24 protein-coding genes and 1 pseudogene are annotated in these 22,165 nt (G+C 47.3%); 4 read left to right on the forward strand and 21 right to left on the reverse strand.

Annotated features, from left to right (window positions below; translation table 11 throughout):
* Positions 1-3 precede the first annotated feature (3 nt).
* From DWZ38_RS13390 to DWZ38_RS13405, 4 genes are read right to left on the reverse strand one after another with little or no spacing between them, the layout of a single operon-like run.
* Positions 4-1,086: a DUF6077 domain-containing protein gene (locus DWZ38_RS13390; RefSeq protein WP_021925544.1), complete on the reverse strand. Its 1,083-nt coding sequence runs from the start codon at positions 1,084-1,086 to the stop codon at positions 4-6.
* A complete protein-coding gene (locus DWZ38_RS13395; RefSeq protein WP_021925543.1) occupies positions 1,083-3,383 on the reverse strand; it encodes a molybdopterin cofactor-binding domain-containing protein in 2,301 nt (766 codons plus the stop codon). Before DWZ38_RS13395 ends, DWZ38_RS13390 begins: the two co-directional genes overlap by 4 nt.
* Positions 3,380-3,856, reverse strand: coding sequence for a 2Fe-2S iron-sulfur cluster-binding protein (locus DWZ38_RS13400; RefSeq protein ID WP_021925542.1), 477 nt, complete (start codon positions 3,854-3,856; stop codon positions 3,380-3,382). The genes DWZ38_RS13395 and DWZ38_RS13400 overlap by 4 nt, the downstream gene beginning before the upstream one ends.
* On the reverse strand, positions 3,846-4,664 hold the full coding sequence (locus DWZ38_RS13405) for an FAD binding domain-containing protein (RefSeq protein WP_117853408.1): 819 nt from the start codon (positions 4,662-4,664) through the stop codon (positions 3,846-3,848). Before DWZ38_RS13405 ends, DWZ38_RS13400 begins: the two co-directional genes overlap by 11 nt.
* A 202-nt stretch (positions 4,665-4,866) precedes the next feature.
* On the opposite strand from DWZ38_RS13405, the gene DWZ38_RS13410 reads away from it, so the two are divergent.
* Entirely contained in the window at positions 4,867-5,463 is a 597-nt protein-coding gene (locus tag DWZ38_RS13410) for a cytidylate kinase-like family protein (protein ID WP_021925540.1), read from the forward strand.
* Positions 5,464-5,533: 70 nt separating this feature from the next.
* Here DWZ38_RS13410 and DWZ38_RS13415 read toward each other — a convergent pair whose 3' ends face one another.
* The 6 genes from DWZ38_RS13415 to rfbD form a co-directional block, all read right to left on the reverse strand.
* The gene (locus tag DWZ38_RS13415; protein WP_243000264.1) at positions 5,534-6,817 is read right to left on the reverse strand and encodes a DUF362 domain-containing protein; all 1,284 of its coding nucleotides are present in this window, start codon (positions 6,815-6,817) and stop codon (positions 5,534-5,536) included.
* 7 nt (positions 6,818-6,824) lie between these two features.
* Positions 6,825-7,493 (reverse strand): ABC-2 transporter permease, encoded by a 669-nt coding sequence (locus DWZ38_RS13420; protein WP_117853410.1) that lies wholly within the window; start codon positions 7,491-7,493, stop codon positions 6,825-6,827.
* Positions 7,490-8,341, reverse strand: a complete 852-nt coding sequence (locus DWZ38_RS13425; protein ID WP_330385711.1) for an ABC transporter ATP-binding protein — start codon at positions 8,339-8,341, stop codon at positions 7,490-7,492. The genes DWZ38_RS13420 and DWZ38_RS13425 overlap by 4 nt, the downstream gene beginning before the upstream one ends.
* Before the next feature lie 2 nt (positions 8,342-8,343).
* Positions 8,344-8,715, reverse strand: coding sequence for a GntR family transcriptional regulator (locus DWZ38_RS13430; RefSeq protein ID WP_117853413.1), 372 nt, complete (start codon positions 8,713-8,715; stop codon positions 8,344-8,346).
* A 183-nt stretch (positions 8,716-8,898) separates the two neighbouring features.
* Positions 8,899-10,191, reverse strand: coding sequence for a dicarboxylate/amino acid:cation symporter (locus DWZ38_RS13435; protein WP_117853415.1), 1,293 nt, complete (start codon positions 10,189-10,191; stop codon positions 8,899-8,901).
* 1 nt (position 10,192) lies between these two features.
* On the reverse strand, positions 10,193-11,041 hold the full coding sequence (gene rfbD, locus DWZ38_RS13440; protein WP_021924642.1) for a dTDP-4-dehydrorhamnose reductase: 849 nt from the start codon (positions 11,039-11,041) through the stop codon (positions 10,193-10,195).
* 266 nt (positions 11,042-11,307) lie between these two features.
* On the opposite strand from rfbD, the gene DWZ38_RS13445 reads away from it, so the two are divergent.
* Positions 11,308-13,086, forward strand: coding sequence for a PQQ-binding-like beta-propeller repeat protein (locus DWZ38_RS13445; RefSeq protein ID WP_243000265.1), 1,779 nt, complete (start codon positions 11,308-11,310; stop codon positions 13,084-13,086).
* A 42-nt stretch (positions 13,087-13,128) separates the two neighbouring features.
* Here DWZ38_RS13445 and DWZ38_RS23570 read toward each other — a convergent pair whose 3' ends face one another.
* Positions 13,129-13,230, reverse strand: a complete 102-nt coding sequence (locus DWZ38_RS23570) for a DUF6783 domain-containing protein (protein ID WP_347519821.1) — start codon at positions 13,228-13,230, stop codon at positions 13,129-13,131.
* On the opposite strand from DWZ38_RS23570, the pseudogene DWZ38_RS23575 reads away from it, so the two are divergent.
* Positions 13,189-13,290, forward strand: a pseudogene (locus DWZ38_RS23575) (DUF6783 domain-containing protein); the annotation flags it as partial. The gene DWZ38_RS23570 and the pseudogene DWZ38_RS23575 sit on opposite strands and share 42 nt — an antisense overlap.
* Here DWZ38_RS23575 and rsmH read toward each other — a convergent pair.
* The 9 genes from rsmH to deoC all read right to left on the reverse strand — a co-directional run bounded on the left by rsmH (position 13,280) and on the right by deoC (position 21,101).
* Positions 13,280-14,374: a 16S rRNA (cytosine(1402)-N(4))-methyltransferase RsmH gene (gene rsmH, locus DWZ38_RS13450; protein WP_202031032.1), complete on the reverse strand. Its 1,095-nt coding sequence runs from the start codon at positions 14,372-14,374 to the stop codon at positions 13,280-13,282. The pseudogene DWZ38_RS23575 and the gene rsmH sit on opposite strands and share 11 nt — an antisense overlap.
* A 78-nt stretch (positions 14,375-14,452) precedes the next feature.
* Positions 14,453-15,076: a uridine kinase gene (gene udk / locus DWZ38_RS13455; RefSeq protein WP_117853419.1), complete on the reverse strand. Its 624-nt coding sequence runs from the start codon at positions 15,074-15,076 to the stop codon at positions 14,453-14,455.
* A 10-nt stretch (positions 15,077-15,086) separates the two neighbouring features.
* Entirely contained in the window at positions 15,087-16,007 is a 921-nt protein-coding gene (locus DWZ38_RS13460; RefSeq protein ID WP_117853422.1) for a carbohydrate kinase family protein, read from the reverse strand.
* 26 nt (positions 16,008-16,033) lie between these two features.
* Positions 16,034-16,855: a purine-nucleoside phosphorylase gene (locus tag DWZ38_RS13465; RefSeq protein ID WP_021924636.1), complete on the reverse strand. Its 822-nt coding sequence runs from the start codon at positions 16,853-16,855 to the stop codon at positions 16,034-16,036.
* Positions 16,856-16,870: 15 nt separating this feature from the next.
* The gene (locus DWZ38_RS13470; RefSeq protein WP_021924635.1) at positions 16,871-17,599 is read right to left on the reverse strand and encodes a Crp/Fnr family transcriptional regulator; all 729 of its coding nucleotides are present in this window, start codon (positions 17,597-17,599) and stop codon (positions 16,871-16,873) included.
* A gap of 50 nt (positions 17,600-17,649) precedes the next feature.
* Positions 17,650-18,840, reverse strand: coding sequence for a phosphopentomutase (locus tag DWZ38_RS13475; protein WP_117853553.1), 1,191 nt, complete (start codon positions 18,838-18,840; stop codon positions 17,650-17,652).
* A 75-nt stretch (positions 18,841-18,915) separates the two neighbouring features.
* Complete coding sequence (gene add, locus DWZ38_RS13480) at positions 18,916-19,896, reverse strand: adenosine deaminase (protein ID WP_021924633.1); 981 nt, start codon at positions 19,894-19,896, stop codon at positions 18,916-18,918.
* A gap of 17 nt (positions 19,897-19,913) precedes the next feature.
* Entirely contained in the window at positions 19,914-20,333 is a 420-nt protein-coding gene (gene cdd, locus DWZ38_RS22820) for a cytidine deaminase (RefSeq protein WP_021924632.1), read from the reverse strand.
* A gap of 102 nt (positions 20,334-20,435) precedes the next feature.
* A complete protein-coding gene (deoC, locus tag DWZ38_RS22825) occupies positions 20,436-21,101 on the reverse strand; it encodes a deoxyribose-phosphate aldolase (protein ID WP_021924631.1) in 666 nt (221 codons plus the stop codon).
* Between the two features lie 74 nt (positions 21,102-21,175).
* On the opposite strand from deoC, the gene DWZ38_RS23580 reads away from it, so the two are divergent.
* Positions 21,176-21,241, forward strand: coding sequence for a DUF6783 domain-containing protein (locus tag DWZ38_RS23580; protein WP_347519824.1), 66 nt, complete (start codon positions 21,176-21,178; stop codon positions 21,239-21,241).
* 64 nt (positions 21,242-21,305) lie between these two features.
* Here DWZ38_RS23580 and udp read toward each other — a convergent pair whose 3' ends face one another.
* On the reverse strand, positions 21,306-22,076 hold the full coding sequence (gene udp / locus DWZ38_RS13495) for a uridine phosphorylase (protein WP_021924630.1): 771 nt from the start codon (positions 22,074-22,076) through the stop codon (positions 21,306-21,308).
* Between the last annotated feature and the right edge of the window lie 89 nt (positions 22,077-22,165).

Here is a 22,165-nt window from a genome sequence, read left to right on the forward strand (position 1 = left end):
TTTCTACGATGCAGCCAGACTGAGCAGTCCAAGCTTACACGCAAAATACACACCTGCATAGAGAACAGAAGGAACCATGCACAAAATACAGTAAGGCAGGCCGGAAAGCTTGCGCTTCATCCGCATAACCGGTACCATCCCAGCCAGAACTGCAGCTGGAAGGATAATGGCAGAGCCGGAAAATCCCAGAGCGCTTACCGCCGTAATAAACAGCACCGCCCACACCCTACGGTCCTCTTTTTCTTCGTAAAGCCACAGGGCGCACATAAGAACAACCGGAAATACAATATTTGCAAGAATGGCTTTTCCCTCGTAGCTTCTGGTAAAGAAAAAGGTTCCTGCCGTGTAGATCGTGCCGCAGAACAACTGAAGGACGCACACAAACAGCACCATCAGATCCGCTTTCTTGCGGTTTTTCCCGAACAATCTTTTTCCAATCTGATAGATGACCAGGTTTGCAATGATCACATTTTCACAGGACATTACAATTTTGGCCTGTACAATGGGATGGATTCCCAAAAGCCTGCACCACACTGCATTATTCATAGGATAAGCGGACAGAACATATCTGGCCTGAAAATTCTGCAGGATGCCGCCTCTGAACGGATCAAATCTGCCAAGGGTGTTCGTGTATACAGAGGTACTGACCGTTCCTACATAGTAGGCAGCATCCACAGTGATATCTTCATAAAAAATAACGATCAGGCACTGAAGAAAAATCACCGCTGCCAGGAGCAGAAGCATCACGGAGTGCTGTTTCCATACTGCTTCTGCTTTCACTCTCACAGTCTGTCCCGGAGTGCCATCCATATGCCTGTGCCGTCTTATGCAAAGAAAAGCCCCAAGCACAGCTACAGCCATGATCACGGCCCATATGCCTGCTGCAGTACTTAAAGGAACCCACAAAAGCGTCATGGGGGTAAACAAGATTTCAAATACCGCAAAGTACGCCAGATATCCCAGGATCAGCTGCAGGGAAATATCTTCCTTTAATTTCAGAACCCGAAACACAAGTCTGCCTGCCGCCAAAAATATCATCGTCTGAAGAATAAAACCTATGCATGCCAGACACACATCTTTCATCATTTATGATTCTCTCCCTCTAACTGCGCCTTCAAAATCCCCATGGCAACCTTCTCCGGTGTAATAGGAAGCTCTCTTACGCGCACGCCAGAGGCATTGTAGACTGCATCTGCAATGGCCGGACATGGAGTGTCAATGACCAGCTCGCCGATGGATTTGGCACCGAAAGGACCGCTCTTTTCGTAGCTGCTCTCAAACTCCACACGGATATTTCCGATGTCCACGCGGCTTGGGATCTTGTACTGCATGAAAGAGTTCTCGCGGATCTTACCCTCTTTGGAATATTGTACATTCTCCATAAGAGCCATTCCGATTCCCTGGGAAACTCCTCCCTCTGTCTGCACACGGGCAAGATTAGGGTTAATAGGAGTTCCGCAGTCTACCACTGCCACATAATCGATCAGCTCAATATTTCCGGTCTCTTTATCCACTTCCACCTCAGCTGCACCGATCATATACGGCGGCGGAGAAATCTTGGAAGAAAAGGCGGTGGTTACCTGAAGCTCCTGCGTATTGCCGCAGGTTCCCTTATAGGCAACCTCCTGAAGACTAACCTCTTTATCCCCTGCATAAACTCTTTTTCCGTCAAATTCAGCTTCTTCTGCATCTACCCCAAGCATTCCTGCGCCTACCTTGATGATCCGCTTCTTCAATTCACTGCAGGCATTGATTACCGCATTTCCTGTGGCATAGGTGGTAGCAGAGGCATAAGAGCCGGAATCATATGGGGAAACATCCGTATCCACTCCAAATGCGACCACATTGTCAAATTCCGTTTCCAGGCAGTCTGCTGCCATCTGAGAAAGAATCGTATCACATCCGGTACCCATATCCGCACATCCAAGGGATAATGTATAGGAAGCGTCCTCATTCAGCTTCAGGGTTGCACCTCCAACGTCTACATTAGAAATAGAGGAACCCTGCATTGCCATGGCAAGACCTACGCCTCTTACTTTTCCATTTCCCATGTCTCTGCATGGATATTTCTCATTCCAGCCAATCATCTCCTTGGCACGGGCAAGACAACGATCCATGGTACAGCTTGCCGTGTGGGTCAGATTGCCGTCATAATCGTACATTCTTTCCCCTTCAACAGGCATATTCAATTCGCGGATTCTGGCAGGATCCATGTTCATTTTGTGCGCCAGCTCATTTACAGCAGACTCTACTGCATATATACCCTGTGTAGCGCCATAGCCGCGGTATGCACCTGCAGCCTGAACATTGGTATATACAACTTCATAATCAAAGTTGTAGGCCTCAAGATTCCGATACAGTGCAATGGCCTTATGCCCTGTCAGGCCCACAGTTGTAGGGCTGTGATCGCCATATGCACCTGCATTGGAAAGGGCTTCCACCTTAATTCCCTTTACAATACCATTCTCATCCGCTCCAACCTGTACATGGACCTCCATCTCATGACGGGGAGATGCACAGATCAGGGCCTCGTGGCGGCTGTAAACGATCTTGGAGGGACGGCCGGTCAGCCAGGTAACAATTGCCGGGTAAATCTCGCAAACCTCTGTCTGCTTGGCGCCAAAGCCGCCTCCGATACGGGGCTTAATCACACGAATCTTAGAGGATGGAATTCCAAGGGCATTTCCAAGGATTCTTCGAAGATGGAAAGGAACCTGTGTAGAGGCTACCACATTCAGTCTTCCAAAATGATCCTTGGTACAGTAAGCACGGAAGGTTTCCATCATACACTGCTGGTCTGCCTTTGTATGGTAAACCTCATCTACCGTATATTTGCAGCTGGCAAGAACAGCGTCAATGTCACCCATTTCCTCATGGCCTTTGGCAGCAAGGTTTCGCTTGTTGTCAGCACCTACGGGGAACTTGGATTCCCAATTCTCTTCAGGATGAACAAGAACCGGATTGTCTTTGGCTGTATGCATATCCAGAACCGGTGTTTCCACACGGTATTTCACTTTAATACGTTTCAGGGCAAGGTCAACTGCCGCCTCTGTCTCACCTGCCACAATTGCTACTGCATCTCCTACAAAACGCAGATGCTGATCCAGAATCAATCTGTCATAGGGGCTGAATTCCGGATAAGTCTGCCCTGCAGAAGCAAACCTTTTCTTCGGAACATCTTCCCAGGTAAGAACGCAGGCAATACCATCTGTTTTCTTCGCATTCTCAGTTTTGATCTCCTCTATCCAGGCATTGGCATAAGGACTTCTTAATATCTTAATGATCAGGCATTCCTTAGGTGCCAGGTCATCGGTATATACAGGCTGTCCTGTAACCAGTGCCATGGCATCTTTTTTCTGCAGAGACTGATTCACATAGCTCATGCCTGCACCTCCTTCTCCTGATTCTTCTTATATTCCAGATATTTCAGAATGCTTCTGGTCTGTCCAACAAAACCGGAGCAGCGGCATAAATTTCCGGCCAGATACTCCTTGATCTCATCCTCTGTAGGATCTGCCAATTCCTTTGTCATGGCGATCACATTCATAATAAAGCCCGGATTGCAGAAGCCGCACTGCTCTGCGCCTTCATTGGCAAGAAATGTACCAAATTCTTTGGCTTCTTCCTGAAGACCTTCCATAGTCATAACCCTTTTGCCGTCAATACGTGCTGCCAGAACGGAACAGGAAAGCATAGGTCTTCCCTCCACCAGAACGGTGCAAAGACCACAGTTAGCAGTCTCACAGCCTCTTTTTACACTGTAGCAGCCAAGGCTTCGAAGGAAATCCAGAAGCAGGGTATCCGGACGGATTTCTTCTTCTTTTTTAACTCCGTTCAGCCAAAAATTAATTCTCATCACTCATACCTCCCACTGCTTCCAATGCTCTTCTTGTAAGGACCTTCACAAGAAGGGTTCTGTACTTAGCACTTCCTCTCATATTTCCTGAGGTTGGAACCTTTCTGGCCGCATAGTCTGCAAATTTCTCATAAGCTTCCTTCTTCTCTTCCTCAGAAAGTGTCTGCGCATCCTTCAAAATGTTCTCCTCATCCTCCAGAAGAAATGCCTTAGACGGACGGGCACCGTAAACAGCCTTCACGCCATCTTCAGACAGGCTTACACAGCAGGCAAGCACAGGAAAATCAGTCTTTGTGTTACGCTGGCTTAGGTATGCAGTCTTAATCGGAGTTTTCTTCACAATAATATGTACCAGAATGTCTCTGTCCTTTGGCATTTTTACAAAGTCCCAAAGACAGACTCTTCCTCCCTTAAAAAGCTCAACCTCTGTATCCAGGGCTAAAAACATAGTCAGAACGTCTGAGAAACCAAAACGCCCCCAGATACTTCCGCCCACTGTAGCACAGTTGCGGAACTGCACGCCTACAATGTGGCGCAGACTCTCCTTCATAGCTCCATGGGTATAGGCATGAAGTCCTTCGTGAAGCTCCAGATCACGTAAGGGAGTCATGCAGCCGATTACAAATTCTTTCTCCGTCTCTGTAATGGTGTCCAATCCAAGGCCTGAAAGGTCAATAGCTGTAGTTACATTGCGATTGCCCATTTTCAGCCATACCATTCCGCCCAGTACACAGGCGGTACGCTTCTGGTTCAGCTCATAGGCTTCTTCCAGGGATTCCGCTTTCACATAATTTTTTATTTTAAGCATGGTGATTTCCTTTCTTTTATTATCGACTTTAAGTATAACAAGAAAAAATCCAAATTTCCAGCGAAATGACAGATTCAGAATATTTTTTTATTTTGATTTTATGCAAATTATATAGAAATTTTCAAATAATTATGTTATAATACAAAGAAAGAACAGATAATATACCTTTTGCACTGTTTTTATCAAAAAGGAGGCGGCGTTTATGAGTAAATGCATCATAACAATCAATCGTATGTTTGGAAGCGGCGGACGTATTATCGGAAAGGCTCTTGCTGAGGAACTGGGCTTTAAATTCTATGACAAGGAATTGATTGAAATGGCAAGCAAGGAGAAAAACATCCCCTTTGATGAGTTTGCCAGAGTAGACGAGAAGAAAGCCAGCCAGTGGCTTTATCCGGTGGATTATGAGCTTCAGATGAATCCGGAGTATCATTTTGTTCCTATGAACGATGTGCTTTATGATCTGCAGAAGAAGAGCATTCTGGAAGCTGCTGACAAAGAGAACTGCGTAATTGTGGGACGCTGCGGCAACTATATATTAAAAGATTATAAGGATAAGCATATCAGCCTGTTCATCTATGCACCTTTTGAGGAACGAGTGAAAACGGTAATGGCCCGTACCGGTCGTGAGGAGAAGAGTGTGCGCAAGATGGTGAAGCGCACCGACAAGGACCGCCGTGCTTATTATGAATATTTCACAGACACCAACTGGCTGGATATGCTGCAGTATGATCTGTGCATCAACAGCAGCACTGTTTCCAAAGAACAGATTATCCAGATGGTAAAGAAGCTTCTGTAAAGGGATTATTCCTTTGGGACAACAAAAACAAAAAGCATAGAAACAGCCCCGCAAACCTGCGGGGCTGAAATTATGTTTCCGTAATATAGCTTTTTAAAAACTCATAGATTTCCTCTTCTGTAGGGGGACAGCCCTTGAGGTGACAGGTAAAGCTTCTGGTACAGTGACCGATGCCAAGAAGACCCTTTTGATTTCGGTAGCCTTGACCGATGGAGATTCGGGTGGTCAGGTTTGAAAGGAGACCTTCTTGCTTCAGGCGGTCAAGAGCGGGGATCAGGTTGCCGTAGCAGGCGCTGCAGGATTCTACTTCTTCTACAGCGTCGGCAAGCTCTACCACTTTCCGGGACTTGGGAATGGGAGCGCCGGGGTTGCCATCGAGGGCACGGATTTCTGCCTGGCGGATGTCGGCGCAGCCAACACCAAGGGCGGCAGCCTTTGTGATGTAGGGGACTTCTTCTGGCTGATAGTACATCATGTTGCAGACGTAAGCATCCATAAGAACCGGATCCACTGCTGCCAGAACGCGGTTCATCTCTACGGGGTTGCCGCCGTCTTCGAAATCCAGATCGCCGCAAATATTATCTACCATGATGAAATCCTGGTGGATAGCAAGGCCTAGGTGAGCGATAGGATCATGAAGGCCAAGTGCGTGGAAGCGGCGCTTCTCAGAGTTGGGCAAAAGACCTTTCATGTTCTTCAATGCACAGGTGATTTTGGTCTGACAGTGACCTTTTAGTACCGGAACATTAATAAGGAAGTCCAGATCAAGGACACTTTTGCAGATGTTTAAGGTCATATCGCCACATTGTACAGGCGCACCCTTTTCCTTTTGCATGTCAAGGAACGGAACGTTATATTTTTCACAGAGGGACTTGAAACCACAGACTTCGTAGGATTCGGAGGTCTTATCTCCTACCCAGGAACCTTCCATGATCACCAGATTGGAAAAACCTTTTTCCTGAAGATATTCTACGATTCCGACGACTACCTCCGGGTGAGTGGTGCCGCCCCAGTAGGCTTCCATGGGGGCGACCAGGTTTGGCTTGATGCCGATCCGCATATTGTACAAACCAAATTCTGAATTCTGTTTTTCCACAGAATCTGAAGAATAAAAACAGTCCACTTCTGCTTTAGAGCTGTCAATAAGACTGCTCTTTGTTTCAAACTTCGCTTTTGTTATAACCTTCTCACTATTCTGCTGTAAACCTGCCTCGAAATTTTCTGAAAGCGCCTTCAATCCGTATTTCACAAACTTCTTCTCTATCTCTCCTGCCAGATCACACGCCTCCAGCAGTTCTTTCGTCATCTCCTTATATTCAGTTCCGCATTTTATAAAAATCTGATTCTTCTTCATTTCCGGATCAGTACTCCTTTTTCTCCATAATCTTTATGGATATTGTACAGGAAATCAGAACCATTAGCAACATAAGAACAAACAGCATCGCCAGACAGACTGGGATTCCAAGGTTCCAAATGCGCAGGCCCAGATTTTTCAGACCTGAAAAATCCACTTTCATTTTCTGGCATAGTTCTACGCCAATCCATCCTACAGCCATGATGCCAAATACAAGAACAAGCAGCACCAGCCTTCCTGTAGAGCTTCCATATTTCAACTGTATCGGAAACACAACCGCATTTGCGAAAACAGCAAGAAAAAGACCGACAGCTGCAGAAGCGATCAGTTCTTCCCAGGACACCATACGATATCCGGAAGCATTTACGCCAATTGCAATTGCAACAGCAACAGCCCACAATACCGTGACCATCCCTGCACCCAGCAGATACTTCTCCTTCACATATTCTTTCCTGCTGATAGGAAAAGTAAAAATATAAGGCATACCATTATCCATATCATCACTTGCTATGGTATTCAGTGCCATAACAGCAGCCAGAACAGACACATAACTGATTAGAAAAGAAGGACCTGCGGAAGTACTAAGGAAACAGAAAATGGCTATAATATATACGCCAATGAACGTTTTCATGTTTCCCCTCATAATTTCCATGTCTTTTACAAACATACCTTTCATAATACTTCCCCCTTGATCATCATGGTAATAACATTGTCCACAGACCCACGTTCTATTGCAAGCTGCGGGTAGTTCTCCGCATAAAATGCACGCTCATCTGTGAGACAGCTGTAGCCGTATTGCTCCTTCTTCACCTTGAGAATATGCTGCTTATCAAGCAATTCATATTGCTTCTCGTCAGCCTTGATAAGACCATATTCATCCAGCAGCACATCTGTATTCTCATGAAGCACGATCCGTCCCTTATCAATCATATAAATATCATCACACAGGCTCTCCAGATCTGAGGAAATGTGGGAGCTGATCAGAATACTTCTTCCTTCCGTCTCCATATATTCCCGAAGGAGTTCCAGAATGCTATCCCTGGCAATCACGTCCAGACCGGCTGTAGGCTCATCCAGAACAAGAAGCCTGGCATCAAAGCTGGTGGCTGTCAGCACTTTTAACTTTGCTTTCATTCCTGTGGAAAACTCTTTCAGTTTCTTATCCATGGGGATGGAAAACAGGCTGCACCGCTTCTCAAACATCTCCCGATCAAATTTCTCATAAGTCTCTGTCAGAATATGCACAATCTGTTTCACGGTCAAACAATTGGAAAAACCGCTGTCAGAAAGTGTCGCGCCTATATCCGCTTTCTCTTTTTGGGAAATCTGCTCCATATCCTTATTAAACAGACGAATTTCTCCTGCATCAGGATGAACCAGCCCCAGAATAACCTTAAAGGTAGTAGACTTCCCTGCTCCATTGGCTCCGATCAGACCGGTGATCTGTCCTTCTTCTACTTCCATACTTACATCCAGGGAAAATCCAGGATAATTCTTCTGCAAATTCTTCAAACTCAACAGCATATCTACTCCTCCATAATAAGCTCAAACAGTTCCCGGATCTCTTCCTCAGACAATCCGCTGATCCGCGCTTTCCGGATCACTTCCTCCAGTTCTGTCTCAATCTCCCGCTTCCGCTCTTCCATAAGAAGTCCCTGGTTATTCTTGGCAATAAAGCTGCCTTTCCCATGCACCGTAACCACGAACCCCTCTTCCTCCAGAAAGTCATACGCCTTCTTCACCGTAAGAGCACTAATCTTCAGCTCCTTCGCCAAAGTTCTCACAGAGGGAAGCATTTCCTCTTCCTTTAACGTCCCGTCAATGATCATCGCCTTAATCTGATCTGTGATCTGCTCATAAATTGGCTGCATCGACGAGTGATTAATTATGATCTTCATGTGACCCCTCCTTATGCAAACAGCATATAACAGTATTATACTGTTGTCAAGTGTTATATGCTGTTTATTTTCAATTAATTCATAGTTACTTTGAACACACTGCCCCTCCCAGGCGTCCGCCTTCGCCACACAAAAAAAGACGTGCATACCTGAGTCTAAACTCACATACACACGCCAATATTTTTATTCAGCTTTATTAAACACTTCTTTATCCACAGCCCCATTCTGGCAAGCCACAATGGTCGTGCAAACTGCATCTCCTGTAATATTAACGGCTGTTCTGGCCATATCCAGAATACGGTCAATACCCATAATAATACCGATTGCTTCCACCGGAAGACCAACAGAGTTAAATACCATGGTCAAGGTCACAAGACCAACACTTGGAATACCTGCTGTACCAATAGAAGCCAGAGTCGCCGTACCGATAACGGTTACATAATCCATAGGTGTCAGATGAATTCCAAATGCCTGCGCTGCAAACATAACCGCAACACCCTGCATGATAGAAGTACCATCCATGTTAATGGTAGCTCCCAGCGGGATCGTAAAGGAAGAAATCTTTTTGGAAACACCCATTTTCTTATGCAGCGTATCGATGGAAAGAGGTATTGTTGCATTGGATGTTGCCGTGGAAAAAGCAAAAGCCATAACCGGGAAAAATTTCTTGATAAATCTGACCGGATTCAGGCCGGTAAATACCTTGAGCAAAATCTGATACACTCCAAAGCACTGGATTGCCAGCGCGATCAGTACCGCAATCATATACTTTGCCAGCGGAATAAACGCACTGAAGCCAATATTGGCAAAGGTTCTTGCAATAAGACTGAATACACCGATTGGTGCCAGACTCATAACCATCATGGTCATTTCCATCATAATGTCATTAAACTGGCTGATAAAGTTGGCAACTACCTCTGCGCGCTCTCCAAGCTTGGCAAGGATCACACCAACGACCAGGGCAAATACGATTACCTGAAGCATCTCGCCATTTGCCAGAGCTTTAAAAGGATTGTCCGGAATAATATTCAAAATGGTCTGTGCCAGTGAAGCAGACTCCATAGTTTCAATGTCAGAAGCATTCACCTGAATCTTACTCATGTCAAGACCGATACCAGGTCTTAAAAGGGTTCCGATTCCAAGGGCAACTGCAACGGCCACCGCAGTAGTAACCAGATAAAATGCAAGAGTCTTGCCGCCTACATTTCCCAGCTTCTTGGTATCTCCGATTGCCATGCTTCCGCAAACCAGAGAACAAAATACCAATGGAACAACCAGCATTTTCATGAGGCGGATAAATCCCTGACCCAATACATAAAGAACGCCTTCCACGATCACATCATTTTTAATATTACCATCCGGAACCAGATAATGAAGAACCATTCCGGTGACAGCACCAACGATCAGTGCAATAAAAATCTTACTGGTCAGACTGATTTTCTTTTTCTCTTTTGCATTTTCTTTCTTTGCTCCCATCTTAGCCTTCCATCCTCTCTTTCATAAATTCTGCCAGAGATTCTTTCCAATCCGGCATGTCGTATACATCAATAATGCGAAGAATGAAATTATCAAGAACTGCATATGCAGGTCTTGCAGAGGACAGATCTGACTGCGGCGTGGGAACCGGATTCAGCTGTTCTTTTTTTCCGGAAAGCCGAAGTACTTCCTTTGCAAATTCGTAACGGCTGCAAACGCCCTTGCAGGTAGCATGATAAGTTCCGTACTCATTAGTGCGGATCAGGTAAAGAATGATCCTTGCCAGATCCCTGGCACTTGTAGGAGAACCATACTGATCTTCTGCAACGGATAAGGCCTGCCCTTCATCTGCTGAGGCAAGCACGCGGTTTACAAAATTATTTCCGGTTCCGTATACCCAGTTGCTTCGGATAATAAAGTGCTTGTGGGTGAATTCCTTCACATATTTTTCTCCTGCGAGCTTTGATTTTCCGTAAACGGTGATAGGATTGGTATCATCAAATTCTGTATAAGGCTTTTTTCCCAAGCCGTCAAAAACGTCATCTGTAGACAGCTGTACCATCTTTGCCCCGGTTTTTCTTGCCACAATACTTAAGTTACGGGCACCCAGGGCATTTACGCGGAATGCATGCTCCGGCTCTTTTTCGCAAAGCTCTACATCGGTAAGTGCCGCACAGTTGATGATCACGTCCGGACGGTTGATCTCACCGAAACGGAGCACTTCATCGGTCTGGGTGATGTCAAGCTCATTCTTATCTGTATTCAGAGCTTCAATTTCCAGAGGGTTTAGCATTTCATTAATTGCTTCGCCAATCTGGCCTTCTGATCCTACGATCCATACTTTCAGCATTTCTCTTCCTCCTTTATCTCTGTCAAATGCATCGATTTCATCGCACAATTAATATTATTTTAGCAATGTTCAATAGTATCTGTCAAGGAAAAAGATTGCCCGGCCAGCCTTGTATTTCCATGCGGCAGGCTGTATAATCTTAGAGCGTGTTTGAAAAAGGCTTTCTGCAAGATGTGCGTCACAGATTGCAGGAATGATTTTTCAAACACGCTCTAGCATCTCTTAAAAGGTTTTTTCAGCTTTAATGAAATGGAAGGATTTACAGTATGAAACGAAAAATAGGGAAACGAAAGCGGCAGCTTAAAAGAAAGTACCTAATGAAAAAGCAGCTTCTCACAGGCGGGATTCTGGGCGCTGCAGCCCTTACCGTTTTTGGTGCCGCCCGGCTTGTGGGGAAATTCAAAGAATCTGCCAACACCGTCTCCATGGTTGCAGCCACTTCCGGGGACAGCGGGCTTAATATGGAACAAACCGACTCCCTTGCAGAGGTAAAGGCAGCTATGGCAAAGCCTGCCAGCTTTTCCCCCGCCTGTGTGGAATCCACAAAGCCCTCCCTTTACATAGATTCCACAGCCATCGAGGTAAATGGGCAGACCCTGGCAAATCTTTCTGATTACCAGTCTGCTGACACCCATTCCTTTGATGCAGGGATCAGCTACACAGATGTGGACGGAATTGTCACCTTCCGGGGCAATAATTTCCGCGACACCGCCTCCTATGGAAACACCCAGATCAAGGAGGGCAAAATAACAGATCTCTGGACCGCCAGCACAGGTTCCATCACGGTAGGCGATGCTACCTGGTCGGGAAGCGGCTGGACCGGACAGCCTCTTATGGAAAAATGGTCCAAAGAAGCCAAACAGTCCATGAACATGTACGACTGGGCCAAAGAAAAAGACGACCTTGTGGAAGTGATCTACGCCTGCATGGACGGATATGTGTATTTCCTGGATCTGGAAACAGGCGAGCCGACAAGAGAGGCCCTTTTCCTGGGCTACACCTTCAAGGGCTCCGGTGCACTGGACCCAAGAGGCTATCCAATCTTATATGTAGGTGCCGGCTACGACAGCAATGAAGGAACCGCCAGGGTTTTCGTGGTCAACCTTCTGGACTGCAGCGTCATGTACACCTTCGGAAATAACGATTCTTTTTCCCTTCGCGGAAACTTAAGCTATTTTGACTCCTCCGCACTTGTGGATGCGAATACCGATACTCTGATCTATCCTGGGGAAAACGGCATTCTCTACCTGATCAAATTAAATACCAGCTATGATCCAGCGGCAGGCACCCTGTCCATCGCCCCGGACCCGGTTGTGAAATGGCATTATTACGGAACCAGAACCAGTGTTGCTTCCTACTGGCTTGGCATGGAGGACAGTGCAGCCATCTACGACGGCTATATTTTCATGTCCGACAATGGCGGCAATCTGATGTGCCTGGATCTGAACACCCTGCAGCTGGTGTGGGTACAGGACATTCTGGATGACTCCAACTCCTCCCCGGTGCTTTCCGTGGAGGACGGACATCTTTACCTGTACATCAGCACCTCCTTCCGTCTTGGATGGCGAAGCAATTCCACAGCGGAAGTTCCGGTATGGAAAATTGACGCCGAGACCGGAGAGATCATCTGGCAGAAATCCTACGAGTGTTCTTCTGAGGACGGGGTCTCCGGCGGCGTCCAGTCCACCATCGCAGTGGGTAAAGAGGAATTGTCCGACTACATTTATGTGACCGTAGCCAGAACTGGAGGCCAGGCCGAGGGCGTCCTTGCCTGCATTGACAAAAATACAGGGGAAGCCGTCTGGGAGCATGCTGCTGCCTATGCCTGGTCCTCTCCTGTATGTGTGTACAATCCCGACGGCAGCGGCAAAGTGCTCTACTGCAACAGCACCGGACACATTTATCTTCTGGACGGAAAAACAGGAGAGGTTCTTGACTGCCACCAGATCAGTGAGGGAGTCATCGAAGCATCTCCTGCTGTCTATCAAAGTTATATGGTCGTGGGAACCCGCGACTGCAAAATATGGGGAATGGAACTGCAGTAATGCGGTTTCTCCCCCATTTTTCAAACAGGCTCTAGAGCATGTTTAAAAAAGGCTTTCTGCAAGATGTGCGTCACAATTTGTGGGAGATTTTGCCCGAATGAGGGCGTCGTAGCGGGCTACGACAACCGAATTCAGGTGAAATATACCGCAAAGTGGGGCGTGCAGATTGCAGGAATGATTTTTCAAACAGGCTCTAGGCTTTAATCGCCCATCTCATTTTTGTAGACCGTGCGCGGCCATTCTGTGCACATTCCTGTGCGGACGGACGAATTACATCTTTGGCGTAATCGGAATAAATTCCTGCCTTATATCCTGCCTTTAACGCTTTTTTTACCAGCTTGTCTTCCCCGGAATGGAAGGTCAGGATAGCGGCTCTTCCGCCTGGCTTTAAAGCATCCGGCAGCTTTTCCATAAATTCATAGAGGACCTCAAATTCCCGGTTCACATCAATTCGAAGAGCCTGGAAGGTACGCTGGCAGGTCTTCTTGATGGTCTCCTTCTTCTCTTTCTCCGGAAGGAAATCAAGGGTCTTCTCAATCACCTGGCGAAGCTTGGTGGTGGTATCCATGTGGTTTCCTCTGCGGATCTCATCAGTGATGGCCTTTGCCAGTTCTTCACAGTAGGGCTCGTCAGAATTCTCATAAAGCATTCCGGCAAGCTCGTCTCTTGTGATGGTCTCAAGACGCTCTGCGGCACTGATCCCGGCCTCCTGGTTCAGACGCAGATCCAGAGGTCCGTCCACCTTAAAGGAAAATCCTCTTTTCGGGTTGTCGATCTGCATGGAAGAAACGCCAAGGTCTGCCAGCAGGAAATCAAAGCCTCCCACTTCCTTTGCAATCTCATCAATGGTGCAGAAGTTCTGAAGCTTAATAGTGAGAATGTCCTCCCCAAATCCCAGCTCTTCCAGGCGCTTCTTGGTCTTGGCGGCTTCCTCATGATCCACATCTGTGGCATACACATGGCCTTTTCCCTGAAGACACTGAAGCATTGCCTTCGTATGGCCTCCGTAGCCTAAAGTAGCGTCAAAGCCTACCTGTCCCGGCTTGATTTCCAGGAAATCAAGGATTTCCTTTACCATAATGGAAATGTGCATGCCAGCAGGAGTGTTGCCTTTTTGCATCACATGCTGGATGGTATCCTGGTATTTCTCCGGCTGAAGCTCCTTATATTTCTCTTCGAATTTCTTCGGGTATTTGCCCTTGTAGCGCACACGTCTTTTGTGAGACTGCTGTGCGTCCTGTGAAGCAGCTTCCTGCCCCTCGTTGGAAGTTTTTATTTTCTCAGTCATTTCTGTCTCCTGTAGCTTTTCATCATTCTGTGACATCTGCATCTCCTGTAAAAGGTTCTAAGTCATGCTTTTTTCTTATCAGCCCTGTTTTCTTTTCTCCAGCTCCATGCTGATCTTGGAAACAAACAGGTCAAATGCCACATCATTTTTACCGCTGTTGATCACAATGTCTGCCTTGGAACGGGTAGGCTCTACATAAAGGTAATGCATGGGCTTCACCGTATTCAGATAATGGTTGATGATTCCGTTTAAGTCCCTTCCGCGCTCTTCCACGTCCCGGGAGATCCGGCGAAGGATACGCTCGTCTGCATCCTCTTCCACATACACCTTGATGTCAAGAAGCTCCCTCACCCTTGGATCTGCCAGAAGAAGGATTCCTTCCACAAGGATCACCGGACTTGGGGTAATGTGAAGAATCTTATCGGAACGGTTGTGCTGGGAATAATCATAAACCGGGCATTCTATGGATTTTCCTGCCTTCAGAAGCTTCAGATGCTCTACCAGAAGCTCGGTCTCCAGGGAATCGGGATGATCGTAATTGACAGTTACCCTCTGTTCAAAGGGAATTCCATCCTGTCTGCGGTAGTAATTGTCGTGATAAAGCACCACCACATCATCCCCGAAATGCTCTTTAATCCTGTTTGTAAATGTTGATTTACCAGAGCCGGAACCTCCGGCAATTCCTATAATCAGACTTTCCATTTTTTCGCTCCTACCTGTCAAGGCCGAATTCTTCCGGCATAAATCTTGGGCAAATGTTATCAGAGGTACAAATAACTGTAGAGGAAAGGCGGGTGCCGATGGCGCATGCCTCTCTTAAGGTCTTGCCGTATGTCAGTCCTACGCAAACACCTGCGAAAAAGGCATCTCCTGCGCCTGTGGTGTCCACCACATCCACCTTCTTGGCCGGATAAACACCGTGATTTCCTTCCTGGTCTGCGTAGGCTGCGCCTTCACTTCCCATGGTAACCACCATCTTGGGAATGTGCGCTGACTGGATGCGCTTTGTCAGGCACTCTGCCATTTCCTCCGGGGAAAGGCCGTCATAATCTTCAGAAAACAAAATTCCGGCCTCCTGCTGGTTGCAGACGAAGCAGGCTGTTTTCCGAAGAAAATCCCTGCGCTCCATGGCAATGGTCATGTTGGAAACCAGTGCGTAAACTTTTTTGCCGTATTTCTCCGCATAGTGGAAGGTTTTCTTCACGATTTCCTTGTCAATGTCAATCTCGATCACCACGCTGTCCGCATTCTGGAAGATCTCGTCTCCGCATTCCTCCAGAATCCGCTCAATGGGGCGGTGATCCGGTCTCTTGGAAATGGATGCCACCACATCCCCGTCCTGGTCAAAAACAGCCAGCCAGGTTCCCATGCCGTTTGGCACCTTGCGCATAAACCTGGTGTCTACCTTGTGGCGATCCAGCTTGCGGATCACTTCCTCGCCCATGGCATCGTCATCCACCAGACTGACAAATGTGGGCTTCAGCTCTATATTGGCAATATCCTCTACCACATTTCTTCCCACTCCGCCGTGGATCTGCTGGATCTCTCCCGCATTTCTTCCGCCTGTAATAAAAGGTGCTGTAGAATACCCTTTCACATCGATAAAAACATCACCGATTACAACAATTCCCATACTTTCTCTTTCTCCTTTGTTACCTGTTACATATTCACAATAATTTCTGTTACCAGTTCCTTGAAGGATTTGGCAACCCGATCTGCAGTCTCCTGGACTTCCTTGTGGTTTAACTCTTCCTTTGAAATTCCGGCTGCCATGTTGGTGATGCAGGAAATCCCGCAGATCTCAAGGCCCATGTGACGGGCTGCCATCGCCTCGCAGGCAGTGCTCATGCCAACAGCGTCCCCGCCCCAGATGGCTGCCATTTTCACCTCAGCAGGAGTCTCGTAGTTTGGTCCTGTAAACTGCACGTAAACACCCTCCTGAATGGAAATGCCGCATTTTTTCGCTGAGGTGCGGATCACATCCTGAAGCCGTCTGCTGTACACCTCACTCATATCCGGAAATCTGCAGCCAAGCTCCTCTATATTAGGTCCGATAAGAGGGCTTGGAATCCCGGTTGCAATGTGGTCTGTGATCATCATGAAATCCCCCGGATGAAAGGATGGATTCACGCCGCCTGCTGCATTGGTGAGAAACAGCTTCTTCGCTCCCATCATGCCCATCAGTCTTGCGGGAAGCACCACATCGGTCATAGGATAGCCTTCATAATAATGCACTCTTCCCTGCATGATCACAACCGGCACCTGTTTCACATAGCCGAATACAAACCTTCCCTTGTGTCCTGCAACTGTGGAGGTTGGAAAACCTTCAATTTCTGTATAATCAATTGTGGTCTCAATCTGGATCTCATCTGCATAATCACCAAGCCCGGAGCCCAGGATCAGCGCCACCTCCGGTTTAAAATCTGTTTTTTTTCTGACACTTGCAAGGCAAGTTTCAAGCTTCTGATATAAATCGTTCATGTACACCTTCTCCTTTTATACGCTGCCTATTTTCTCATCTACAGTTCTTTTCAGGCCTCTGTATTGTTTCTCGTTAATCCAGATCTGATTGCCTTTTTTGGTGATCAGATCATCCGCCTGAAATTTTTTGATGGCACGGCTAATGCTTTTCAGGCAGAGACCTGTCTCATCTGCCAGATTCTGACGGCTCTCATTGATGCAAAGCTGCTCATTTTTACTGTATTTTTCAAACCAGTCCGCAAACAGCACAGCCAGCCGGTCTGCACCTTCCAGAAACAGGTACAGCCGGTTCCGTCTCTCCTCCTCCAGAAGGGAAGCGCAGGTAAGCCTTGCTTCCGTGCGAAAGGCTTCCGTATCTGAATAGATCCATTTCTCATACTGGGCTCTTGGAAGCTTGGTCACAATGCATTCTGTCTCTGTCTGCAGGGTAGTCTGGTAGGTGTCCTGCCCCAGGATCACTTCCATTCCACCAAGTGCGATCAGATTCATGGGCTTCATAAAATCGTAGGCAATGCCAGACACCCTGTAGTCTGTGGCTTTGACCCTTCCCCTTGCCACAAAGAAAATAGTGTCTGCAGGCTCATTTTCCCGGATAAAGGTGATGCCAGCTTCCATCACCTCGCTCTGGAACAGATCCATCAGCCACAAGGGTGCTGTGCGGAAATAAGTTTCAAACTGTTTCTGTTTCTCTCTTTCCAGTTCCCGAAGAAACGGAAGTACATCATGCAAGTATGTGTGTTTCATATAGTTTCCTCATATTCTGCTGTCTGGAAGCATATCTGAAAAATGCTCTCTTAAACCAGCTTCTCCAAAATAGAGTGTCCGATGGTTCCCTCCGGCATTTTAACCTGGAAATTATCTGCAACAGAAGCGCCGATCACAGCAAAAGTATATTCGTTTTCGATGGCTCCGCCCTCTTTCATCTGCGGGGAATAAGCAAGGAATGGAACGTATTCTCTTGTATGGTCTGTACCTGTGTAGGTGGGATCATTTCCGTGATCTGCCGTCAGGATCAGAAGGTCATCCTCCCGAAGCGCTTCAAGAAGAACGCCCAGGTTTTTATCAAATTTCTCAATCTCTTTGCCGTAACCTTCCACATTTCGTCTGTGTCCCCACAGGGCATCGAAATCAACCAGATTGACAAAGCAAAGTCCCTTAAAGTCTTCTTTGCTGATGGCAATGGTCTGCTCCATGCCGTGTACGGAACTGTTGGAATGATAGGTCTTTGTGATTCCCTCGCCGCAGAAAATATCGTTGATCTTGCCTACGCCGATCACATCCAGTCCTGCATCCTTAAGTGCATTCAAGGTGGTTAAGCCAGTTGGCTTCAGGGCATAGTCGTGACGGTTGCTGGTGCGCTTAAACTCGCCTTTCTTTTTACCCACATAGGGTCTTGCAATGACGCGGCCTACCCGCCACTCATCCTTCATGGTGATCTCACGGGCAATCTCACAGCAGCGATACAGGTTCTGAAGGTCAAAGGTCTCCTCATTTCCGCATATCTGAAGGACAGAGTCTGCGGAGGTGTAGACGATCATGGCGCCTGTGTTGATTTCTTCTTCGCCCAGCTCTTCAATAATCTCCGTGCCGCTTGCGCTTTTGTTTCCAATTACGCGCTTGCCGCAGCGCTTCTCAAGCTCTGCGATCAATTCCGCCGGAAATCCGTGATCTGTAAAGGTGATAAAGGGTTTGGTTGTTCTGATTCCCATCATTTCCCAGTGCCCGGTCATAGTGTCCTTGCCGTTGCTGGCTTCTGTAATGCGCATGTAGCGGCCCATAGGATGCTCCACGCCTGTCATATTTCCGGCAGGATGCAGATTTAACATTCCCAGTTTTCTTAAATTTGGTATTTCCAGGGAACCCATTTTATCCAGAATATGTCCGAAGGTATCCACTCCCACATCACCAAACTTTTCGGAATCCGGCATAGCGCCGATTCCCAGAGAATCCAGGACGATCACAAAGATCCTTTCATATTTTTTCAAAATAAAATCCCCCATTTCTGCTGCTTTTTTTTATTTAACAGAATTGCCTCTGCCATGTTTTATTCAACAGGTCATTTATCGGCCTATATACAGTTTTCTGTGTAGTTTCTCTTTGACTTCTTCGCCTGCAAATGCAGTGTCTGCCGCATTTTTCATAAGGATCAGAATCTCCTCATCTGTAATTCCATAGGTCTTCTGAATGAACTGCAGTTCCTTGGTCAGCGTGGTATTGCTGACGGTGCGGTTGTCCGTGTTGATGGAAACCTTCAGGTCTGCATTTAAAAATTCACAGATGGGATACTGGGCAGTGCTCTGTACTGCCTTTGTCTGCAGGTTGCTGATGGGGCACATCTCAATTCCGATGCCCATCTGTGCAAGCTCCTTTTGCAGATCAGCGTAACCTCTCATGGCAATTCCATGACCGATTCTGCCAGCTCCTGCTTTTACAGAATCCACAATGTTCTGCACGCTTCCGCACTCTCCTGCATGGAGAGTAAAGGGCATTTCCAATTTGCAGGTGTCTGTAAACAGCTCCATGAACTGTGACATTGGGTAGGAGGCTTCCGCGCCTGCCAGGTCCGCGGCGCACACTCCATATCCCAGATACTCCCGGGCGGTTTTGATCATGCGGCTGTTGTCCTCCTGGCTATGATGGCGCATGGCACAGGTGATCACGCCGAAGTCCACGCCGAAATCCTTTTTGCCGCGCTCAAGACCTTTTAAAAGTGCTTCGATCACTGACCGGCAGTTCATGCTCTCTGTCTCGGATAAAAGAGGGGCAAAGCGGATTTCCGCATAGCACACATTCTCCTGGCTCATGCTTTTCAGCACGTCATAGCCAGCCCCTTCTAATCCCTTCTCATCCATAATGCACTGTCCGGGAAGGGAAAATTTCTCAAGGTATTCGGCCAGGGAGGTGCAGTCATCTGATACGCTAAGTTCTTCTGGCTGTACTGCCCGTCCAAGTCTTGATTCTATAAATTCCCGGCTGAGGGAGCCGTCCAGGTGGCAGTGAAGCTCCACCTTGGGGAGGGCCTTTAATTCTTCTGTTGTCATAATTTATTCTCCTACGGTCAGGCCAGATTAGTGGGGCCAAAGCCCAGAGGAAGCAGTTCCTTTAATGTGTAAATGTCGTAGTGCTCCTTGTCCACTGCCAGAATGATCTGGAAGGTTTCGGGATTGCAGAATTCCATCATCACCTGTCTGCATACTCCGCAGGGAGCTGCATATTCTGTAAGAACGCCCTCTTTTCCGCCTACTACGCAGATTGCCTGGAATTCCTTAACGCCTTCGCTTACAGCCTTGAAAAAGGCGGTTCGCTCCGCGCAGTTGGTGGCGGTGTAGCCTGCGTTTTCAATGTTGCAGCCGGTGTAGGTCTGACCATTTTTTGCCAGCAGGGCTGCGCCTACTTTAAAATTGGAATATGGTGTATAAGAATATTGCAGCTGCGCTATGGCAGTATCGATTAATTTATTTCTGATTTCTTTTTCCATTCTCACACCCCTTGTTTCTTTTTCATATCGCAACGGTTTCGTGTTTTCACCATTACGTGCCAAAATGCATTCCAAATTACCTTCGGTAATTGCATCTTGTAATCAATAGCCGGTAGCTTTCTCGTTCTTTACAATCTTGATAATACGGCTGGTTCCCAGTCTGTCGGCGCCAAGAGATAAGAATTTCTCAGCATCCTCAAGGGAGGAAATTCCACCTGCTGCTTTCATCTTCACATTTGGTCCGATGTGTTTGGAGAACAGCTCAATGTCTGCGAAGGTAGCGCCTGCGCCGCCAAAGCCTGTGGAGGTTTTGATATAGTCTGCGCCTGCTGCGGTTACGATCTCGCACATTTTGATTTTTTCCTCGTCTGTGAGGAAGCAGGTCTCAATGATCACCTTCAGGATTTTTTCTCCGCATGCTGCTTTCAGGGTGCGAATCTCTTTCTCGATCAGGTCGTATTTCTTGTCCTTGAGCCATCCAATGTTGATGACCATATCGATCTCAGATGCGCCGTTTGCAACGGCATCCTTTGTCTCAAATTCCTTGGCTGCTGTGGTCATGTAGCCATTTGGGAAACCGATGACTGTGCATACTGCCATTTTTCCGTCTACATATTCTGCTGCCTGTTTTACGTAGCTTGGGGGAATGCATACAGATGCTGTTCCATATTCCATAGCATCGTCACAGATCTGCTTGATTTCTTCCCAGGTAGATGGCTGGAGAAGAAGGGTATGATCTACATGTTTTAAAATTTCTTTTACGTCCATTCTGGTTCCTCGTTTCTTATATTCTCTCTATTTTCAATCTGCCTGGAGCATGTTTGAAAAAGGCTTTCTGCAAGATGTGCGTCACAATTTGTGGGAGATTTTGTCCGGATAAGGGCGCCGTAGCGGGCTACGGCAACTGAATTCGGGCAAAATATACCGCAAAGTGGGGCGTGCAGATTGCGGGAATGATTTTTTAAACAGGCTCTAGTCTTCTTTGATCAGCTTGCGGACAGCTTCTACTGCCACGCGGATTGCCATATCTGTATCGTGCACAACCGGGTTATCCAGTCCAAGCTTCTCTCTTTCCTGGTTTGCAAGTACCAGGAAGCAGGAGCCGGCTCTTGCGCGAAGCTTGCCTGCAGCAATGAAAAGGGCTGCGGATTCCATCTCGGAAGCCAGACATCCCATCCGCTTCCAGGCTTCCCATTTATTGATCAGCTCGTAGCCAACAGGCATGGCCTCCGGCTCGTGCTGTCCGTAAAAGGCATCCTTGCACTGTACCACGCCTGTGTGGTAGGAAAGTCCTTTTTCTTTTGCGGCTGCTACAAGGGCGTTTGTTACGTCCAAATTAGCTACTGCCGGATATTCGATAGGCGCATATTCCCGGCTGGTGCCTTCCATGCGGACGGCTCCTGTGGCAATGACGATATCGCCGCTTTTTACCTCCGGCTGCATTCCGCCGCAGGTTCCAATGCGGACAAAGGTGTCAGCGCCGCAGCGGGACAGCTCTTCCATTGCAATGGAGGCGGACGGGCCGCCGATTCCGGTGGAGGTTACACTGACCTTCACACCGTCTAAGGTTCCTGTATAGGTGATATATTCCCGGTTGTCCGCAATGAGAACCGGATCATCAAAATACTGGGCGATCTTCACGCATCTTTTGGGGTCGCCTGGCATAATCACATAGCGGCCAACCTCCCCTTTCGCCACCTGAATATGATACTGCCTGCTGGCATCCTCTGAGTAATTTTTCATAGTGTCACCTTCTCCTAATAATTTACTCCAATTTTACTCCGATACTACGGATTGCTCCGCTGCTGCGCAGCTCCCGCAATCCTCCAGCC

The sequence above is a fragment of the Ruminococcus sp. AF31-8BH genome (assembly GCF_003460605.1).
GTDB classification, from domain to species: Bacteria; Bacillota; Clostridia; order Lachnospirales; family Lachnospiraceae; genus Blautia_A; species Blautia_A acetigignens.